The following is a 15297-nucleotide window of genomic DNA, read 5'->3' on the forward strand; positions in this document are numbered from 1 at the left end:
AGGAACGACGATGCCGACCAGCGGTGACGGGCTGCGCGTCGGGGTGCTCGGGCCGGTGAGCGTGGCGCGCGGGGAGACCGCGCTGGCGCTCGGCCCCGCCCGGCAGCGCGCCGTGCTGGCCGTGCTCGCGCTGCGGGCGGGCCGGCTGGTGACCCGTGACGAGCTGGTGTCGGCGGTGTGGGGCGAACAACCACCCGCGAGCGTCAACGGCAGCGTGCACACGTACGTCTCCGGTCTGCGGCGTGCTCTCGAACCCGATCGTGACCGATGGGGGGCGAGCGATCTGCTGACCAGCGGGCCGAGCGGCTACACACTGCGCGTCGAGCCCGAGAGCGTCGACGCGCTGGAGTTCGAGCGGCTGATCGGAGGCGTCCAGGCCGGGGCGGACGCGGGAGAAGCGGTCGCCGCGCTCGACAAGGCGCTCGGCCTGTGGCACGGCGATCCGCTGTCCGGTATCCCCGGCCCGTACGCCGAGCAGGAACGGGCCAGGCTGGGGGAACTCCGGCTCGTCGCCTACGAACTGCGTGCCGAGGCGTTGCTGGAACTCGGCGAAAGCGCCGGTCTCGGCGCGGAACTCGGCGCGCTCGTCCACGAGTACCCGCTGCGCGAGCGGCTCCGGGAACTGCAGATGCTCGCGCTCCACCACAACGGCCAGCACGCCGAGGCGCTGGAGGCGTTCCGGGCCGCGCGTGCCCGGCTGATCGAGGAGCTCGGCGCCGAACCCGGCCCCGATCTCCAGCGGCTGCACGCCAGGATTCTCGCCCAGGACCCCGAACTCACCGCCACCCCGCCGCCAGCCGCCACCCCGGCGGGTCCCGAGCGGCTGCTCGTCCTGCCCGCCCAGGTCGCGCGGCGGCTGGAGTCCGATGTGGACACCGTGTTCGTCGGCCGGGAAACGGAACTGGGCCGGCTGCGTGGCCTTGTCGACGACGTCTGCGACGGCAGGGGCGGCGCGGCGTGGATCGAGGGGCAGTTCGGGATCGGCAAGTCCGAGCTGCTGACGCGCGTGCTCGCGGACGTCCCCGCCCGGGGCTGCCAGATCGGCTGGGTGCTGGCCGACGAGCTGTCCGGGCGGATTCCGTTGCAGGTCATGCTGAGCTGTCTCGGCATCGACACCCCGTCGCCCGCGCTGTTCCAGGAGCGGCGGGGCGCGTGGGGTGAGCCCGATCCGGCGTCGGTCACGGTGGGCAGGCTGCTGTCGCTGGTCGACGAGCTGTGCGCGCGAGGCCCGCTCGTGCTGGTGGTCGACGACATGCAGTGGGCCGACGAAGCGAGTGTCCTGCTGTGGCACCGGTTGACGGCCGCGACGCGGCAGCTGCCGTTGCTGCTCGTCGCGGCGGCGCGCCCGGTGCCGCGCAGTGCCCAGATCGTGCGGCTGCGCCAGGCGATCGAAGCCAGGGGCGGGACCATCGTCGAACTCGTCCCGCTCACCGGCGAGCAGAGCATCGAACTCGAGAAACGCCTGCTGGGCGCGGAACCGGGCCCGCAGTTGCGGGATCTCGTGGAGCGCACCACCGGGAATCCGCTCTACATCACCGAACTCACCGGCACGCTGGTGCGCGAGGACGTGCTGCACACGGTGGCCGGGGTGGCGGATCTGGCGGACAGCGACAGCTACACGGCGCCGCGCGGCCTCGTCGACACGATCCGCCGGAACCTGGACGTGCTTTCCGACGAGACCAGGGAAATGCTGCGCTGGGCCGCGGTGCTGGGGACGGAGTTCACCGTCACCGACATCGCCGCGGTGGTGGGCAAACGGCCGTCGGAGCTGGTCACGGCGTTCGAGGAGTCGGTGGCCGCCAACGTCATCGTCGACTCCGACACCCATCTCGCGTTCCGGCATCCCTTGCTGCGTCAGGCTTTCTACGACGGGATCGCCGCCGGGGCCCGCGCCGCGCTGCACCGCCAGGCCGCGGAGGCACTGTCCACAGTGGGCGCTTCGGTGACGCGGGTGGCCGAGCAGGTCGTCGCCGCGCCGGTCCCGGACCCGTGGATGCTGCAGTGGCTGGTCGACCACGGCGCGGACGTCGCCACCCGGGCCCCGGTGCTGGCCGCCGAGCTGCTCTCCCGCGCGCTGGAAGCCTGTCCGCTGCGGGACCCGCGGCGCGAGATCCTGGCGACGACGCTGGTCCGGGTCTTGTTCCGGCTGGACCGGCATCCGGAGAACGAGGCGAGGGCCGCGCTGGCCATCACCACCGATCCCCACCGTGCCGCGGAAATGCACCACCTGCTCGCCGTGCTGCGCTACCGCGGCGGCGATCTCGGCAGCGCGACCGGGATCGTCGCGTCGGTGCTCGGCGATCCGGACGTCCCCGAACTCTGGCGCCGCCGCCATCGTCATCTGCTCGCGAACTTCCGGCGCGGCGGTCTCGACGATCTCGACGCCGCGGAGGAGGCCGGGCACAGGGCGCTGGCGGCAGCGGGTGGCGACCGGTACCTCACCGCGCACGCCCGGCAGACGCTGTGGCTGGTCGCGTCGGTCCGGCGCGACCACGGCGCCGCGCTGGCTCATATCGACCGGGCGATCGAGGTCGTCGAGGACGCGGATGACCTCGCCGAACTCGAACTGGATCTGCTGGACAACCGGTTGTTCACGCTGCAGAACATGGACCGGCTGGCCGAAGCGGACGAAACGCTGCGAGTGGCCCGGCGGGTCGCGCTCGGCCACGCGCTCGGCAACGAACTGCAGGTCCCGGCGGCGGTGCACAACTACTGGACGGGGCGGTGGAACGAGGCGCTCGCCGAGCTGGACTCGGTGACCGAGGACGGCCCGGCGATCACCTTCTACGGCCTGCGCGAGTCGCCGGCGGCCGCGTTGCTGATGCACGGCGTCGCGGCGTACATCGCGGGCAGGCGCGGTGACCGCATCCAGGCGTCGGGCCATCTCAACGCCGTCGAGGAGTACGCCCCGGCCACCAGCGCCGAGCGGGAGAACATCGATTTCCTGCTGGTCGCCCAGGCGGTGATGTTCGAGCAGCGCGGGGAGGGCGGACGGGCGCTGGAGACGCTGGAGCCGCTGCTGAATCCGCAGTTCTCCCCGATGATGCTGCGGCATCAGTGGCTGCCTCTCGTCGTGCGGCTCGCGCTCGACGCCGGTGCGGGCGCTCAGGTCCGCCGGGCGATGTGGATCTGCGAGGAAGAGGCGTCGAAGGAGCGTCCCGGTGCGCGGGCGGCGGCCGCGGCCCAGTGGTGCCGCGGCCTCATCGACGGCGAACCGGCGCCGGTGCTGGCCGCCGTCGGCCACTACCGCCGGGTCGGCAGGGTCGTCGAACTCGCCACCGCGCTGGAGGACGCCGCGGTGCTGCTCGCCCGGCACGGCGACCTCGACGCGGCGCGGGCCGCGTTCGACGAGAGCACCGGCCACTACGCGGACCTGTCCGCGGCCTGGGACCTCGAACGCGCCACCAAACGCCTGGCGGCCTTCGGCGTCCACCGGGATCTGACGGCGCCACAGCCCCGGTCCCGCCGCGGCTGGGAATCTCTTTCCCCGGTGGAAATCGACATCGCGCGGCTCGTCGCCGCCGGGCATTCGAACCCGGCCATCGCCATGCGGCTCGGGCTACCGCGCCGTACCGTGCAGGCCCACGTCGCCCGGCTCCTCGGCAAACTCGGCACCGCCTCGCGGGACCGGGTCGCCGAGGAGATCGGGCACCTCGGTCAGATCCCGGCGGGGACGGCGTTGCGCGCGATCACGTCGCGGTAGAAGAACGCGCTGTCCTTGAGCGTCCGCCGCTGCGTCTCGAAGTCGACGTGCACGATGCCGAACCGCTTCGAGTAGCCCATCGACCACTCGAAGTTGTCCAGCAGCGACCACACCAGATAGCCGCGCACGTCGGCGCCGCCGTCGATCGCGGCGTGCACCGCGCGGAGGTGTTCGGCGAGGTAGGTGACCCGGTCCGGATCGCGGACCCGGTCGTCCGCGTCGACGGAGTCGTCGAACGCGGCGCCGTTCTCCGCGACGATGAGCGGCAGGCCACCGGTGTGCCAGTTCAGCCAGCGCAGCAGCTCGGTCAGCGAGCTCGGCGTCTGTTCCCAGCCGAACGCGGTGAGCCGCCCGCGCGGGGGCAGCACGTCCATCCCGCGCAGCCCCGGCAGCGGGCAGTTGCTCGGCGCGTGCGGATCGTCCAGTGGCTCGACCCTGGTCGGCGCGTAGTAGTTCACCCCGAGCCAGTCGATCGGGGCGGAGATCGTCGCGAGATCTCCGTCCCGGATGGCCGATTCGAGGCCGCCGACGTGCGCGACGTCGGCGAGGACGTCCTCCGGGTATCCCTTGCCCAGCACCGGATCGAGGAAGAACCGGTTGTGGATCCCGTCGAACTTGCGCGCCGCATCGGCGTGTTCCGGTCCGTGCCCGTCCGCGAGCGCGGGTGAGAAGTTGAGCGCCAGTGAGAATTCCTGACCGGGCGCGGACTGCGCCCGCAGCGCACCCATCGCCTTGCCGTGCGCGAGCAGCAGATGGTGCGCGGCGGTGAGCGCCGCGGCCGGGTCGGTGTGCCCTGGCGCGTGAATGCCGCTGCCGTACCCGAGGAACGCGGCGCAGAACGGCTCGTTGATCGTGGTCCACTGGTTCACCCGGTCGCCGAGCGCCTGGTGCACCGTGGCCGCGTACGCCGCGAAGTGGTCGGCGGTCTCGCGGGATCGCCAGCCGCCTTCGTCCTCCAGCGCCTGGGGCAGATCCCAGTGGTACAGGGTGAGCACGGGCTCGATGTTCCGGCCGCGCAGTTCGTCCACCAGACGCCGATAGTGATCGAGCCCCTGCCGGGACACGGTTTTCCCGTCCGGCATGACGCGGGACCACGAGACCGAGAACCGGTACGCGGGCAGGCCGAGGTCCGCCATGATGGTGACGTCCTCCGGGTACCGGTGGAAGTGGTCGCAGGCGACCTCTCCGGTGGCCCCGTCCTGGATCTTCCCGGGAAGACCGGCGAACACGTCCCAGATGGACGGACCGCGCCCGCCCTCGGTGACCCCGCCCTCGACCTGGTAGGACGCCGTGGAGGCGCCCCACAGGAACCGTCGCGGGAAGTTCAGCACACCGGTCGCCTGCCCCCAGATGTCAGGCTTCCCGTCAAGCATGCAACCTTCCTCCGATCATGCCGTCGACCACCCTTCGAGATAGCAGCAAGAACAGTGTTATCACCGGAACGGCGCCCAGGGTTGCTCCGGTGAGCATGAGCGAGTAATTAGTGAAGCGACCGCTGGCTAATTGGGAAAGAACCACCTGGACGGTGGGGGTCTCGTTGGGGTTGAGCACGATCAGTGGCCAGAAGAAGTCGTTCCACGCCGTCATGAACGAGAGCATCCCGAGCACGGCGGCCTGCGGGCGCAGCGAGGGCAGCACGACGTGCCAGTAGACCCCCAGCAGCGAGCAGCCGTCGGCGCGCGCCGCGTCGACGAGTTCGGCGGGCACCGCCTCCTCGCAGGACTGCCGCATCCAGAACACGCTGAACGCGCTGACCAGGCCGGGCACGATGACCGCCTGCAGCTTGCCCGTCCAGCCGAGTTCGCCGACCAGGATGTACAGCGGGATCACCCCGAGCTGGGCCGGCACCATCATCGAGCCGATCACCACGAGGAACAGCGAGTTGCGGCCGGGGAACCGCAGGCGCGCGAAGGCGAACCCGGCGAGGCTGGCCAGCACCACGTTGGACACGGCCACGGTGCCCGCCACGATCAGCGAATTCCGGATGGCGCCCCAGAAGTCGACCGTGTCGAACACCGCGCTCAGGTTGTCCAGCAGATGACCGCCGGGCAGCAGCGCCGGGGTGCGGTCGCCGACCACCGAGTTGTCGCTTGTGGACATCACGAACGACCAGTACAGCGGGAAAACCGACGCGATCGTGACCAGGGTGAGCGCGAAGTAGGCGGGCAGGGTGCGCCAGTGGCGGGCGGTGGTGGAGTCCATGAGCCTCACGCCGCCCGGACGAACTTGCGGACCAGCTGGACGTTGACCAGCGCGAAGACCACGCACAGCACGAACACGACCCAGGAGATCGCGGCCGAGTAGCCGGCGTCGAGATTGCCGATGCCCTTTTCGTACAGGTACATCACGATGGTCTGGAACTGGCGGTCGTCGCCGCCGGTCCCGGCCGTCCCGGAGGCGTCGAACAGCTGCGGTTCGGTGAACAGCTGGAGACCGCCGACGGTCGAGGTGAGCACGGTGAACAGGATCGTCGGCCGGATGCCGGGCACGGTGACCGACCAGAACATCCGCCAGCGGCCCGCGCCGTCCAGTGCCGCCGCCTCGTAGAGCTCCTTCGGCACCGCCTGCATCGCGGCGAGGTAGATCAGCGCGTTGTACCCCGCCCACCGCCAGATCACCATCGTCGCGATCGCCAGATGCGAGGACCAGGCCGAGGACTGCCACGAGATCGGGTCGATCCCGGCGAGGCCGAGCAGCCAGTTCACGATGCCGTAGTCGCGGCCGAACAGCTGGCCGAACACCAGCGCGACGGCGACGACCGAGACGACGTTGGGCAGCAGGATGCCGGTCCGCCAGAACCGCCCGCCGCGCAGCGGGCGGTTGAGCAGCGCGGCGATGCCGAGTGCCAGCACCACCTGCGGGACGGAGGCCTCGAAGAAGATCCCGACCGTGTTGCCGAGCGCGTTGTAGAAGTTCGGATCGGACAGCAGGGTGACGTAGTTGCCGAGCCCGGCGAAGCCCTTGTCGCCGTTCACCAGATGCCAGTCGTGCAGCGAGATCCACGCCAGGAACAGCAGCGGCAGGATCCCGAAGACGACGAGGATCACCAGGAACGGCACCACGAACAACAGCGGCGCACCCCGGCGCAGCCGCACGCCCCGAGGTGCTCGGGGGCGTGCGGTCCGCGGCGCCGGGGTGCGCTCTTCGAGATCTTCGGAAGCCGGGGCCCGCATCACCGCGAGGCTACTTGAGCACGCCGCGCGCGCCCTGCACCGCTTGACCCCAGGCCTCGTCGGCACCCTGCTTGCGGCTCTCCACCCTGCCGAGTGCCCTGCCGAACTCCGGGGCCACGTCGCGGTCGCGCAGGCCGCGGTAGTTGGGCCGGAGGTCGTCGGCCGAGCTGGCGAAGATCCGGCCGGTCGGCGCGTTGCTGAAGTACGCGTCGGTCTTGTTGAGCACTTCGGGGTCGTGGTAGACCGACGGCTCACTCGGCAGGATGCCCGCCGAGAGGAACAGCTGCTTCTGCTGCGCGGGGGCGGTGAGCCAGGCGGCGAGGTCGTACGCCTCCTTGGGGTGCTTGCCCTGCTTCGGCACGGTGAGGAACGAACCGCCGTTGTTGCCGCTGCCGCCGGGCACCGTGGCCACGTCCCATTTGCCCTTGTTCTGCTCGCCGCCCGCCTCGCTGATCTGCTTGAGCTGCCAGGCGGGGCAGGCGATCGTGGCGAACGAGCCCTGCTTGATCGCGACGTTCCACTCCTGGGTGTACGGCGTCACCCCGGCGGTCTCGCCCTTGGCGCCGATGGCGCCCGCGACGTCGAAGGCGTGCTTCAGGCTCGGGTTCTTGTCGGCGATGAACGAGTCGTCCGCGCGGGCGAAGTAGTTCTCCGGCGCCTGGTTGATCATCGCGGTGTAGATGGTGCCCGCAGAGTCGGCGAACTTGGCGCCGGTGTTCGCCGCGGTGAACCTGTCCGCGACCTCGGCGTACTTCTCCCACGTCGGCCAGAGCTTCGCGACCTGTTCGCGATCGGTCGGCAGCCCCGCCTTGGCGAGCAGATCGGGCCGGTAGCACATCGCGAGGCCGCCCATGTCGGTGCCGAGGCCGAGGACGAAACCGTTCTTGGCCACGCCCTGGTCCCATTTCCACGGGGCCCACTGCGCACTCAGCTGCTGCGCGCCGAAGCTCGCGAGGTCGACGAACTTGTCCGGGGACTGCCGGATGACCGGGATGTACTGCTCGTCGACCGCCTCGATGTCGGCCGCGCCGCGCCCGCTGGCCAGCGCGGTGACGAGCTGCTTGTTGTGCGCGTCGAAATCCGCGACCCGGCCCTGGACGTGGATGTTCGGGTGGTCCTTCTCGTACTGCTTGAACAGCGGCTCGTAGCCGAATTCGCCGAACGTGGCCACCGTGAGCGTGACCTTGTCCTCGGTGGTCGAGCTGCAGGAACTCGCGAGCACGGCCGTCGCGGCCGTGAGCGCGAGGACCGGGAAGAACACGCGTTTGCGGGTCATCGTGATCCTTACCTCGACGGGTTCAGCCGGATTATGTCGGATTATCGCCACCAACCGGTGACCGGCAGTCACCCTGCCCGAACGTCTTGGCGATCGTGCCCGAACGATCATCGCGGCACACCGCCCAGCGGTCACGCCGTGAAGTCGTGTGGAGACGCGTAGAGAGATCATGAAGCCGCGCCGCCGATGATGAAGTCCGCGGCAGGACCCCGGGACGTCATTCGGAGGGCATCATGGAGCTGATCAGGGTAAAGGTCTACGCGACGGACCCCATCACGCAGAGCGGGGTCAAGGCCGGGCTGCGGCCGAGGCCGCGGATGTCCGTGGTGGACGGCGGGGAAACCGGGCCGGTCGACGTTGTGGTCGTCGCGGTCGAGCGGCTCTCCGCCGAGGCGATGCGGCTGCTCCGGGCCGCGGCCACCGAGGACGGGGCGCCCATCGTGCTGGTCACGAACGAGATCAAGGAGGCCGATCTGCTGCCCGCCCTCGAATGCCGGGTGGTGGCGATCGTGTCCAGGGCCGCGGCCTGCGAGGAGAAGCTCGCCCGCGCCGTCGTTTCGGCCGCGAGCGGCGGTGCGGACCTCCCGGCGGACCTGCTCGGGCACCTGCTGGAGCAGACCGAACGGCTGCACCGGGAGGTGCTGGAGAGCCGGGGGATGACCGCGTCCGGCCTGTCCAGCCGCGAGATCCACGTGCTGCGGCTGATGGCCGACGGCCTCGACACCCACGAGATCGGCAAGGAGCTCGGCTATTCCGAGCGCACCGTCAAGAACATCATCTACGCGCTCACCACGCGGATCCAGCTGCGCAACCGCCCGCACGCGGTGGCGTACGCGATGCGGGCAGGCGTCATCTAGGCGGGCCCGCCTGGCCACGTCGCCGGGGACGCCTCGGCCCGCAGCGCGCCCGTCCGGATCGCGTAGGCGACCGCGTGGGTCCGGTTCTTCAGCTTGAGCCGCGTGACAAGTCCATAGAGGACGCTCTTCACCGTGCCCTCGGAGTACGCGAGTTTCGTGGCGATCTCGTCGGTGCGGAATCCTTCGGAGAGCAGGTTGAGCACGTCGAGTTCGCGGGCGTCGAAGCTGCTGAAGGTGAGGCCCTGCGGTGCCAGGTGCTCGTGGCGGAGGCGGTGCAGCTGCTCGAGGAACGCCGCCTGCAGGTGCTGGGGCAGATAGGCCCGGCCCGCGACGACGCCGGTGAGCACCGACACGAGACGGTGCGCCGAGACGTGGGCCGCCGGCAGCACACCGAGCACGCCGTACTGCACGGCGGCCAGGACGTCCCCCGGGTCGAAGTGGTGGGTGACGAGCACACCCCGCAGGACGGCCCCGCCCTCCGCCTCCTGCCTGGCACGCCAGAGCGCGCCGAGCTGGGGCCTGCCGATCCTGTCCTCGGCCAGCACGATGACGTCCGCGTCCGGCGAGGCGGTGAGCTCGATCTCCGGCGCGTCCCGCAGTAGATCACCCAGGCCGAGCCTGGTGATCGGGTCGGACGTCTGGACGAACACTCGGATCCGGTCCATGGCCACCTCGCAGCTGACGACGATGTTCACGCGTGTGGACAAGCTTGCGCCGCGAGGCTTCACGTCACCTTCATCAGGCTCAACCCGCCGAACGGAGAGGGCCGTGAGGGCCTCCTCACCGGCCGCCCGGTGCCGGTGAGGAGGCCCTCACGGCAGGCGCCGGGCGATGTCCGCGTTGCCAGGGAGCCGGTCCAGCTCGGGGAGGTCGGGGACGGGCGGACGTTCGCTAGCCGTGATCAGCCCCGCGATGACCGCGAAGGACCATTCCGCGAACTCGGCCGAGGCGTCGGTGTCGCAGCCGGGATTCGGTGCGAGCGGCAGTCCGCCCTCCCACGCGGACGCGGCGGCGATGCGGAGCTCTTGAAGCATCCAGACCCACTCCATGCGGTGCGTCGAATCGTGCAGTTCGACCACACCGCCGTGTTCGGGCAGATCGGTGAGGAAGAAGATGATGCGGGCCCGGGTCAGTTCGAGCTTGACCCGGAACCGGTCCGCTTCGGTCGCCAGCAGCGTCGCGATCACCGTGTCGTCGCCCAGGCTGTCGAGCGCGCGTTCCACCCGGGCCTGGTAGTCCGCGAGGCGCTCGCGCAGCATCTGGACCTGCCGTGGGCTGAAGATGCCGATGAGGCTTTCCCCGCACCGATCCCAGAGCACTTCCCGCCGAGCCGCGTAGTCGCCGTCCATGGCTTCCGATGATGCCGGTCCGGCCGCCGACCGGTGAGGATCTTGCCCGTTCGTGGTGCGGGCGTACCCGGAAAACCCACCCGAGCGGCGGATTCGCGACTTCTCCGTCGTCCGAAGTGGAATCCGAAGTGGACTGCGGAAAAGACGCGACCCGCCGCACGTGCTGGGGGTCACCGCGGCGGGTCGCTGCCCGGATGCCAGTAGGCCCCAGACAAGGGACACGGTACGGGAATCCGGCGTGATCGACCAGGCAGATCTTTGTGTCCGGACGGTCCTTGACAACCACGGCGAACCGCTCGTTTGAGCGCGTTTCGTGACCGGAACGAGTGCTGTGGAGGTTCGTTAGAGATGACGTGAAGTCTGCCACCCCATACTGACACTCATCGCGAGCCGGAGACGGAGGAACGCATGGAACGAGTTCGGGTGAGTGTCTGCGCCCTGGACCCCATCACGGCGGCTGGGATGGTCAACTGCCTCGAGTCGCATGCGGACGTGAGCGTGGTCGGGAACCAGCGCCGCGACGAAGCCGACGTTGTCGTAGCGGCGTTCGAACGGCTCTCGGCCGACGCGGTGGCCGCACTGCGCGACGTCGCGACCGGGGTGGGCAAGCCGGTGGTGCTGGTGGTCAACCAGATCAAGGAGGACGAGCTGCCGATCGCCGTGGAATGCCGTGTGGTCGCCGTGCTCCCGCGTGCCGCGGTGACCGACGAACGGCTGCCCGACAGCGTCCGCGCCGCGGCGGCCGGTGGCGCGAACCTGCCGTCGAATCTGCTCGGCAGGCTGGTCGAGCACACCGAGCGGCTCTACCGGGAAGTGCTCGCGCCGGGCGGGCTGACCGGTGCCAGCCTCTCCCCTCGGGAGATCGACGTGCTGCGTCTGATGGCGGATGGCCTGGACACCAACGAGATCGCGGCCGAACTGTCCTATTCGGAACGAACGGTGAAGAACATCATCTACGCCATCACCGATCGGCTGCGCTTGCGGAACCGGCCCCACGCGGTGGCCTACGCGATGCGTGCCGGGGTCATCTGACCCCGGCGGGACTGCTCAAATGAGCGTTCGACTGAGCTTTCAGATGAGGCCTTCGCGGAGTGCGTGGGCGACGATATGCGTGCGATTACGCAGGCCGAAGCGGGTGAGCAGGCCGTGCAGGATGTTCTTCACGGTCCGCTCGGAATAGGCGACCTGGCGCGCGATTTCGGTCGTGTCCAGCCCCTCGGCGAGCAACCGCAGCACATCGGTCTCGCGGGGCGAAAGCCCGCTGAGCGTGAGTTCGCGCGGCGCGAGGATCTCTTCGTGAAGCCGCGAGAGTCCGCGAAGCAGGCTGCCGAGCTGGTCGGCGGGGAGGTCGCCCCGGCCGGCGTGGGCGTCGGCGACCGCCCGCAGCAACCGCTCGGGCGTCGCTTCGGAACGGGGGACGAGGACCGCGAGCCCGCGTTCGACCGCGGTCCACAGCTCCGGTTGCTTCGGCTGGTCCGCGATGAGAACCAGCCGGGCCCGCGACGCCGGGAGCCGCCGCAGTTCCGTTCCGGCGACGGCGATCACGACGTCGGCCGCGGCCGGTTCGTCCCGCAGTTCGATGCCCGGCCTGCCGCCGAGCACGCTGTGCAGACCGGCCCGGACGAGGTGGTCCGCGGCGCACACGGCGACCCGGACGACCCGGCGCTCCTGCGCCGGGATGGCGGTCCGAGCCACCGGTGTCATCGTTGTCGGCATGGGCTCAGGTAACCCGTTCGGGTGACGGGCGGACAAGCGCGCGGAGGGGGCAGCTTTCCGGAACCGGAAGCCTGCCGGTTGAATGGACCACGGTGAACCCGGTGGACGAACCAGACGAAACGCGGTCGGTGTTCGGCAAGCTCCTGCTCGAACACCGCCGGGCCGCGGGCTGGACGCAGGAACGGCTGGCCGGTGCCTCCGGGCTCAGCGTCCGTGCCCTGCGCGAGCTGGAGCGGGGCCGCGCGCGGGCCGCTCAGCAGCGTTCCGCCGAGGTGCTCGCGGACGCGCTCGGCCTGGCGGGCGGCGATCGCGAGTTCTTCCTGACCGTCGCGAAGAAGGGGCGGCGCCGGAACGCGTCGCGGGCCGCGCAGGTCGCGGCGACCTGCGCGCTGCCCACGCCCATCGCGGATCTGTGCGGCCGGGAACACGAACTGGACCTGCTGTCCGCCGAGGTGGCGGGTGGTGGCGGCGTGGTCGCGGTCGTCGGCCAGGCCGGCGTCGGGAAGACCGCGCTCGCGGTGGCGGCCGCGGACCGGCTCCGCCCGGACTTCCCGGACGGCTGCTTCGCGGTGGACCTGCGCGGAATGGACGAGCGGCCGGTGAGCGCACGGGCCGCGCTGGACCGGCTGCTGCGCGCGCTCGACGTCAGCCCGGGGCAGGTGCCCAATTCCGAAGCCGAACAGTCCGCGTTGCTGCGCATGCTGCTCGACGGCCGGAAAGTGCTGCTGCTGCTCGACAACGCGTCCGACGAGGCGCAGGTGCGGCCCCTGCTGGCCACCGGGCCCGGCTGCCTCACCCTGATCACCTGCCGCCGCACGCTCGCCGGGCTCGAAGGGGCCCGCTGGGTGTCGCTGGAACCGCTTTCCGACGGCGCCGCGACCGGTCTGCTCGCCGCGATCCTCGGCGTGGAGCGGGTCCGCGCGGAGCCGGGAGCGGCACGGGAACTCGTCGAGCTGTGCGGAAACCTGCCACTCGCCGTCCGGATCGCGGGCAACCGGCTCGCCACCCGGCCGCGGTGGTCCCTGGCCCACCTGGTGGAGCAGCTGCGTGACGAACGCACCCGGCTGTACGCGCTCTCGGCGGGCGATCTGCAGCTGCGCTCGGCGTTCGACCTGTCCTACCGCGGGGTTTCGGCCGGGGCACGGCTGCTGTTCCGGCGGCTGGCGGCTGTGCCGGGCGCCGGTTTCGGTGCCGAACTCGCCGGCGTCGTGACCGGCGCGGCGGACGCCGACGTCCGCGAACACCTCGACGAACTCGTCGACGCGAGCCTGCTGCAGACCGCGATCGAACCCGGGCGCTACCAGTTCCACGACCTGATCCGGCTCTTCGCCGGGGAACGGTTCGACGCGGAGGAGGACCCCGCCGAGGCGGACACCGTGCTCGCCCACCTGCTCGCCAAGACGGCCGAGGCGGCGCGGCTGTTCTTCCCCGAGGTTCTGGAAACCGGGCGGTTCGGCTCGCGGGCCGAGGCCGCCAGGTGGCTCGAGGTGGAAGGCAGCAACTGGGTGGCCGCCCAGCGGGTGGCGGCGCGGAAGGGCTGGCACCGGGAGGTCAGCGATTTCGCCGCCGCACTGCACTGGTATTCCGACGGGCGGAGCCAGCAGCGGCCGTGGCGCGAGATCTTCACCCTCGGCGCGGACGCGGCGAAAGCCCTCGGCAACGCCGCCGACGAGGCGAAGCTGCTCAACTTCGTCGGCTGGGCCCATGAAGTCTGCTTCGGCGACCATGAAGCCTCGGTGTCGGCTCACCGCCGCGCGCTGGAGATCGCCGACCGGATCGGCGAACACACCGAGCGCACCTGGGCCCACACCTACCTCGCCGAAACCCTGCTGTACCTCGGCCGCGCCGCCGAGGCGTTCGAACACGCCGAGCGTGCTCGCGAATCGGCAGGCGAGCTGCCGTTCTGGTCCGTGCGATCCACGGTCCGGAACGTCTACGGACATGTGCTGCGCGCGGTCGGCCGGTACTCGGACGCGCTCGCCGTCCACCGTGCCGTACTCGCCGACAGTGAACGGTACGCGGAGCTGGCGAACCCCGAGATCCGCCGGATGCTGCGGGCGCAGACCCTGCGCGGGATCGGTGATGTGCTCGGCGAACTCCGCGAATGGCGCGAAGCCGCCGAGTCCTACCGCGTCGCCCGGTGGAATGCCTGGGAAGGCGGATTCGAATCGGTCGAGGCGATCTGCGCGCTGGGCGAGGGCCGCGCCTGGCGGGAGGCCGGTGCCGTCGAGGAGGCCAGGGAGTGCCTCATCCTGGCCGTCGAACTCTCCCAGGCACCGGCGACCCGCGACCGGCGGGAGCGGGCGCTGGCCGAACTGGCGCTCCTGCCGGACTGATTTCGCCTGCCAGCGTGTGTCCTTTCGGGTCAGATGCTCATTTGAGCGGTAAAGAAGAAGTGGCTCCTGCAGAACCTTCATGGCGTGGCGGGCGTCTATAGGAGGAATGAAGACCACTCCGTCAGGATGTGGTGCACACGAGGGATTCATCGAGTGTGAGGGACTGCCGTGAAGCCGATCCGAGTTCTGATCCAGGCGTCCGACCCCGTCGACCGCGCGGGCATTGTCGCGATGCTGCGCTCAACCGAGCAGATAGACATTCTGACCGACGGGGAATGGGCCGACGCCGACGTTCTCGTCCTCGCCGAACACACCGTCGGCGCCGCGCAGCTCGACGCCGTCCGCCGGATGCGCGCGGACTCGGCGGCCGCCCCCGGCCCGCGCTGCGTCGTCGTCGCCGACCGGTTCGACGAGCAGGACACCCTGTTCGCCGTGCAGTGCGGGGTGGTGAGCATCCTGCCCGGCGCGCACTGCACCGCGGCACGGCTCGTCGTCACGATCGCCGGTGCCATGAAAGGACATTCGATGCTCCCGCGCGGCCTGCAGTCGGCGTTGCTGCGGCAGCTGCACGAGCTTCGCCAGGACGTCCTCGAGCCGAACGGGCTGACGCTGTCCGGGCTCGCCATGCGCGAACTCGACACGATCCGCCTGGTGGCGGACGGTTTCCGGACCGACGAGATCGCGTCGAAGCTGTCCTGTTCGGAAGGGACGGTCAAGAACGTGCTGCGTGGTGCCATGCAACGCCTCGGGCTCGTCAACCGCACGCATGTCGTGGCCTACGCGATCCGCTCGGGCGCACTGGCCTGACCGAGGGACGCCCTGGGTGCCTCCGCCGCATCGAGAGGCGCCCCGGCCGCGGCGAGACCTTTGTGGACAGACGTCCACAA

At 70.5% G+C, this 15297-nt stretch carries 12 protein-coding genes; 5 read left to right on the top strand and 7 right to left on the bottom strand.

Annotated features, from left to right (window positions below; translation table 11 throughout):
* Nucleotides 1-10: 10 nt before the first annotated feature.
* A complete protein-coding gene (locus ACFWY9_RS01880; protein ID WP_378337928.1) occupies nucleotides 11-3703 on the top strand; it encodes a BTAD domain-containing putative transcriptional regulator in 3693 nt (1230 codons plus the stop codon).
* Here ACFWY9_RS01880 and ACFWY9_RS01885 read toward each other — a convergent pair.
* The 4 genes from ACFWY9_RS01885 to ACFWY9_RS01900 are packed head-to-tail and all read right to left on the bottom strand — an operon-like array spanning nucleotide 3658 to nucleotide 8152.
* Nucleotides 3658-5076 carry a GH1 family beta-glucosidase gene (locus ACFWY9_RS01885; protein WP_378328437.1) on the bottom strand — a complete coding sequence of 473 codons (1419 nt, stop codon included), beginning with the start codon at nucleotides 5074-5076 and terminating at the stop codon, nucleotides 3658-3660. The two genes, ACFWY9_RS01880 and ACFWY9_RS01885, sit on opposite strands and share 46 nt — an antisense overlap.
* Nucleotides 5069-5905 (bottom strand): carbohydrate ABC transporter permease, encoded by an 837-nt coding sequence (locus ACFWY9_RS01890; RefSeq protein ID WP_378328436.1) that lies wholly within the window; start codon nucleotides 5903-5905, stop codon nucleotides 5069-5071. The genes ACFWY9_RS01885 and ACFWY9_RS01890 overlap by 8 nt, the downstream gene beginning before the upstream one ends.
* Before the next feature lie 5 nt (nucleotides 5906-5910).
* Nucleotides 5911-6876 carry a carbohydrate ABC transporter permease gene (locus tag ACFWY9_RS01895; protein WP_378337929.1) on the bottom strand — a complete coding sequence of 322 codons (966 nt, stop codon included), beginning with the start codon at nucleotides 6874-6876 and terminating at the stop codon, nucleotides 5911-5913.
* Nucleotides 6877-6886: 10 nt separating this feature from the next.
* Nucleotides 6887-8152 carry an ABC transporter substrate-binding protein gene (locus tag ACFWY9_RS01900; RefSeq protein WP_378328434.1) on the bottom strand — a complete coding sequence of 422 codons (1266 nt, stop codon included), beginning with the start codon at nucleotides 8150-8152 and terminating at the stop codon, nucleotides 6887-6889.
* 233 nt (nucleotides 8153-8385) lie between these two features.
* Between ACFWY9_RS01900 and ACFWY9_RS01905 the strand changes: the two genes are divergently transcribed.
* On the top strand, nucleotides 8386-9009 hold the full coding sequence (locus tag ACFWY9_RS01905) for a LuxR C-terminal-related transcriptional regulator (protein ID WP_378328433.1): 624 nt from the start codon (nucleotides 8386-8388) through the stop codon (nucleotides 9007-9009).
* Here the strand turns inward: ACFWY9_RS01905 and ACFWY9_RS01910 are convergent.
* Entirely contained in the window at nucleotides 9006-9716 is a 711-nt protein-coding gene (locus ACFWY9_RS01910) for a LuxR C-terminal-related transcriptional regulator (protein ID WP_378337930.1), read from the bottom strand. The two genes, ACFWY9_RS01905 and ACFWY9_RS01910, sit on opposite strands and share 4 nt — an antisense overlap.
* A gap of 105 nt (nucleotides 9717-9821) precedes the next feature.
* The gene (locus ACFWY9_RS01915) at nucleotides 9822-10358 is read right to left on the bottom strand and encodes a hypothetical protein (RefSeq protein ID WP_378328431.1); all 537 of its coding nucleotides are present in this window, start codon (nucleotides 10356-10358) and stop codon (nucleotides 9822-9824) included.
* A gap of 462 nt (nucleotides 10359-10820) precedes the next feature.
* Here ACFWY9_RS01915 and ACFWY9_RS01920 point away from each other — a divergent pair, with 462 nt between their 5' ends.
* A complete protein-coding gene (locus ACFWY9_RS01920; protein WP_378337971.1) occupies nucleotides 10821-11390 on the top strand; it encodes a response regulator transcription factor in 570 nt (189 codons plus the stop codon).
* Between the two features lie 39 nt (nucleotides 11391-11429).
* On the opposite strand, the gene ACFWY9_RS01925 is transcribed toward ACFWY9_RS01920, so the two are convergent.
* Nucleotides 11430-12062: a response regulator transcription factor gene (locus ACFWY9_RS01925; protein WP_378328479.1), complete on the bottom strand. Its 633-nt coding sequence runs from the start codon at nucleotides 12060-12062 to the stop codon at nucleotides 11430-11432.
* A gap of 113 nt (nucleotides 12063-12175) precedes the next feature.
* Between ACFWY9_RS01925 and ACFWY9_RS01930 the strand changes: the two genes are divergently transcribed.
* Together ACFWY9_RS01930 and ACFWY9_RS01935 are read left to right on the top strand one after the other, a co-directional pair.
* Complete coding sequence (locus ACFWY9_RS01930) at nucleotides 12176-14410, top strand: ATP-binding protein (RefSeq protein WP_378328429.1); 2235 nt, start codon at nucleotides 12176-12178, stop codon at nucleotides 14408-14410.
* Between the two features lie 168 nt (nucleotides 14411-14578).
* A complete protein-coding gene (locus tag ACFWY9_RS01935) occupies nucleotides 14579-15217 on the top strand; it encodes a LuxR C-terminal-related transcriptional regulator (protein WP_378328428.1) in 639 nt (212 codons plus the stop codon).
* The last annotated feature ends 80 nt before the right edge of the window (nucleotides 15218-15297 follow it).

Source organism: Amycolatopsis sp. NPDC059027 (assembly GCF_042739735.1).
In the GTDB taxonomy this organism is placed as follows: Bacteria; Actinomycetota; Actinomycetes; order Mycobacteriales; family Pseudonocardiaceae; genus Amycolatopsis.

Excerpts from the sequence above, each read along its gene's own strand:
- ACFWY9_RS01885 (WP_378328437.1), bottom strand. The coding sequence starts at position 5,076 with ATGCTTGACGGGAAGCCTGACATCTGGGGGCAGGCGACCGGTGTGCTG.
- ACFWY9_RS01905 (WP_378328433.1), top strand. The coding sequence starts at position 8,386 with ATGGAGCTGATCAGGGTAAAGGTCTACGCGACGGACCCCATCACGCAG.
- ACFWY9_RS01900 (WP_378328434.1), bottom strand. The coding sequence starts at position 8,152 with ATGACCCGCAAACGCGTGTTCTTCCCGGTCCTCGCGCTCACGGCCGCG.
- ACFWY9_RS01880 (WP_378337928.1), top strand. The coding sequence starts at position 11 with ATGCCGACCAGCGGTGACGGGCTGCGCGTCGGGGTGCTCGGGCCGGTG.
- ACFWY9_RS01890 (WP_378328436.1), bottom strand. The coding sequence starts at position 5,905 with ATGGACTCCACCACCGCCCGCCACTGGCGCACCCTGCCCGCCTACTTC.
- ACFWY9_RS01895 (WP_378337929.1), bottom strand. The coding sequence starts at position 6,876 with ATGCGGGCCCCGGCTTCCGAAGATCTCGAAGAGCGCACCCCGGCGCCG.
- ACFWY9_RS01920 (WP_378337971.1), top strand. The coding sequence starts at position 10,821 with ATGGTCAACTGCCTCGAGTCGCATGCGGACGTGAGCGTGGTCGGGAAC.
- ACFWY9_RS01925 (WP_378328479.1), bottom strand. The coding sequence starts at position 12,062 with ATGACACCGGTGGCTCGGACCGCCATCCCGGCGCAGGAGCGCCGGGTC.
- ACFWY9_RS01915 (WP_378328431.1), bottom strand. The coding sequence starts at position 10,358 with ATGGACGGCGACTACGCGGCTCGGCGGGAAGTGCTCTGGGATCGGTGC.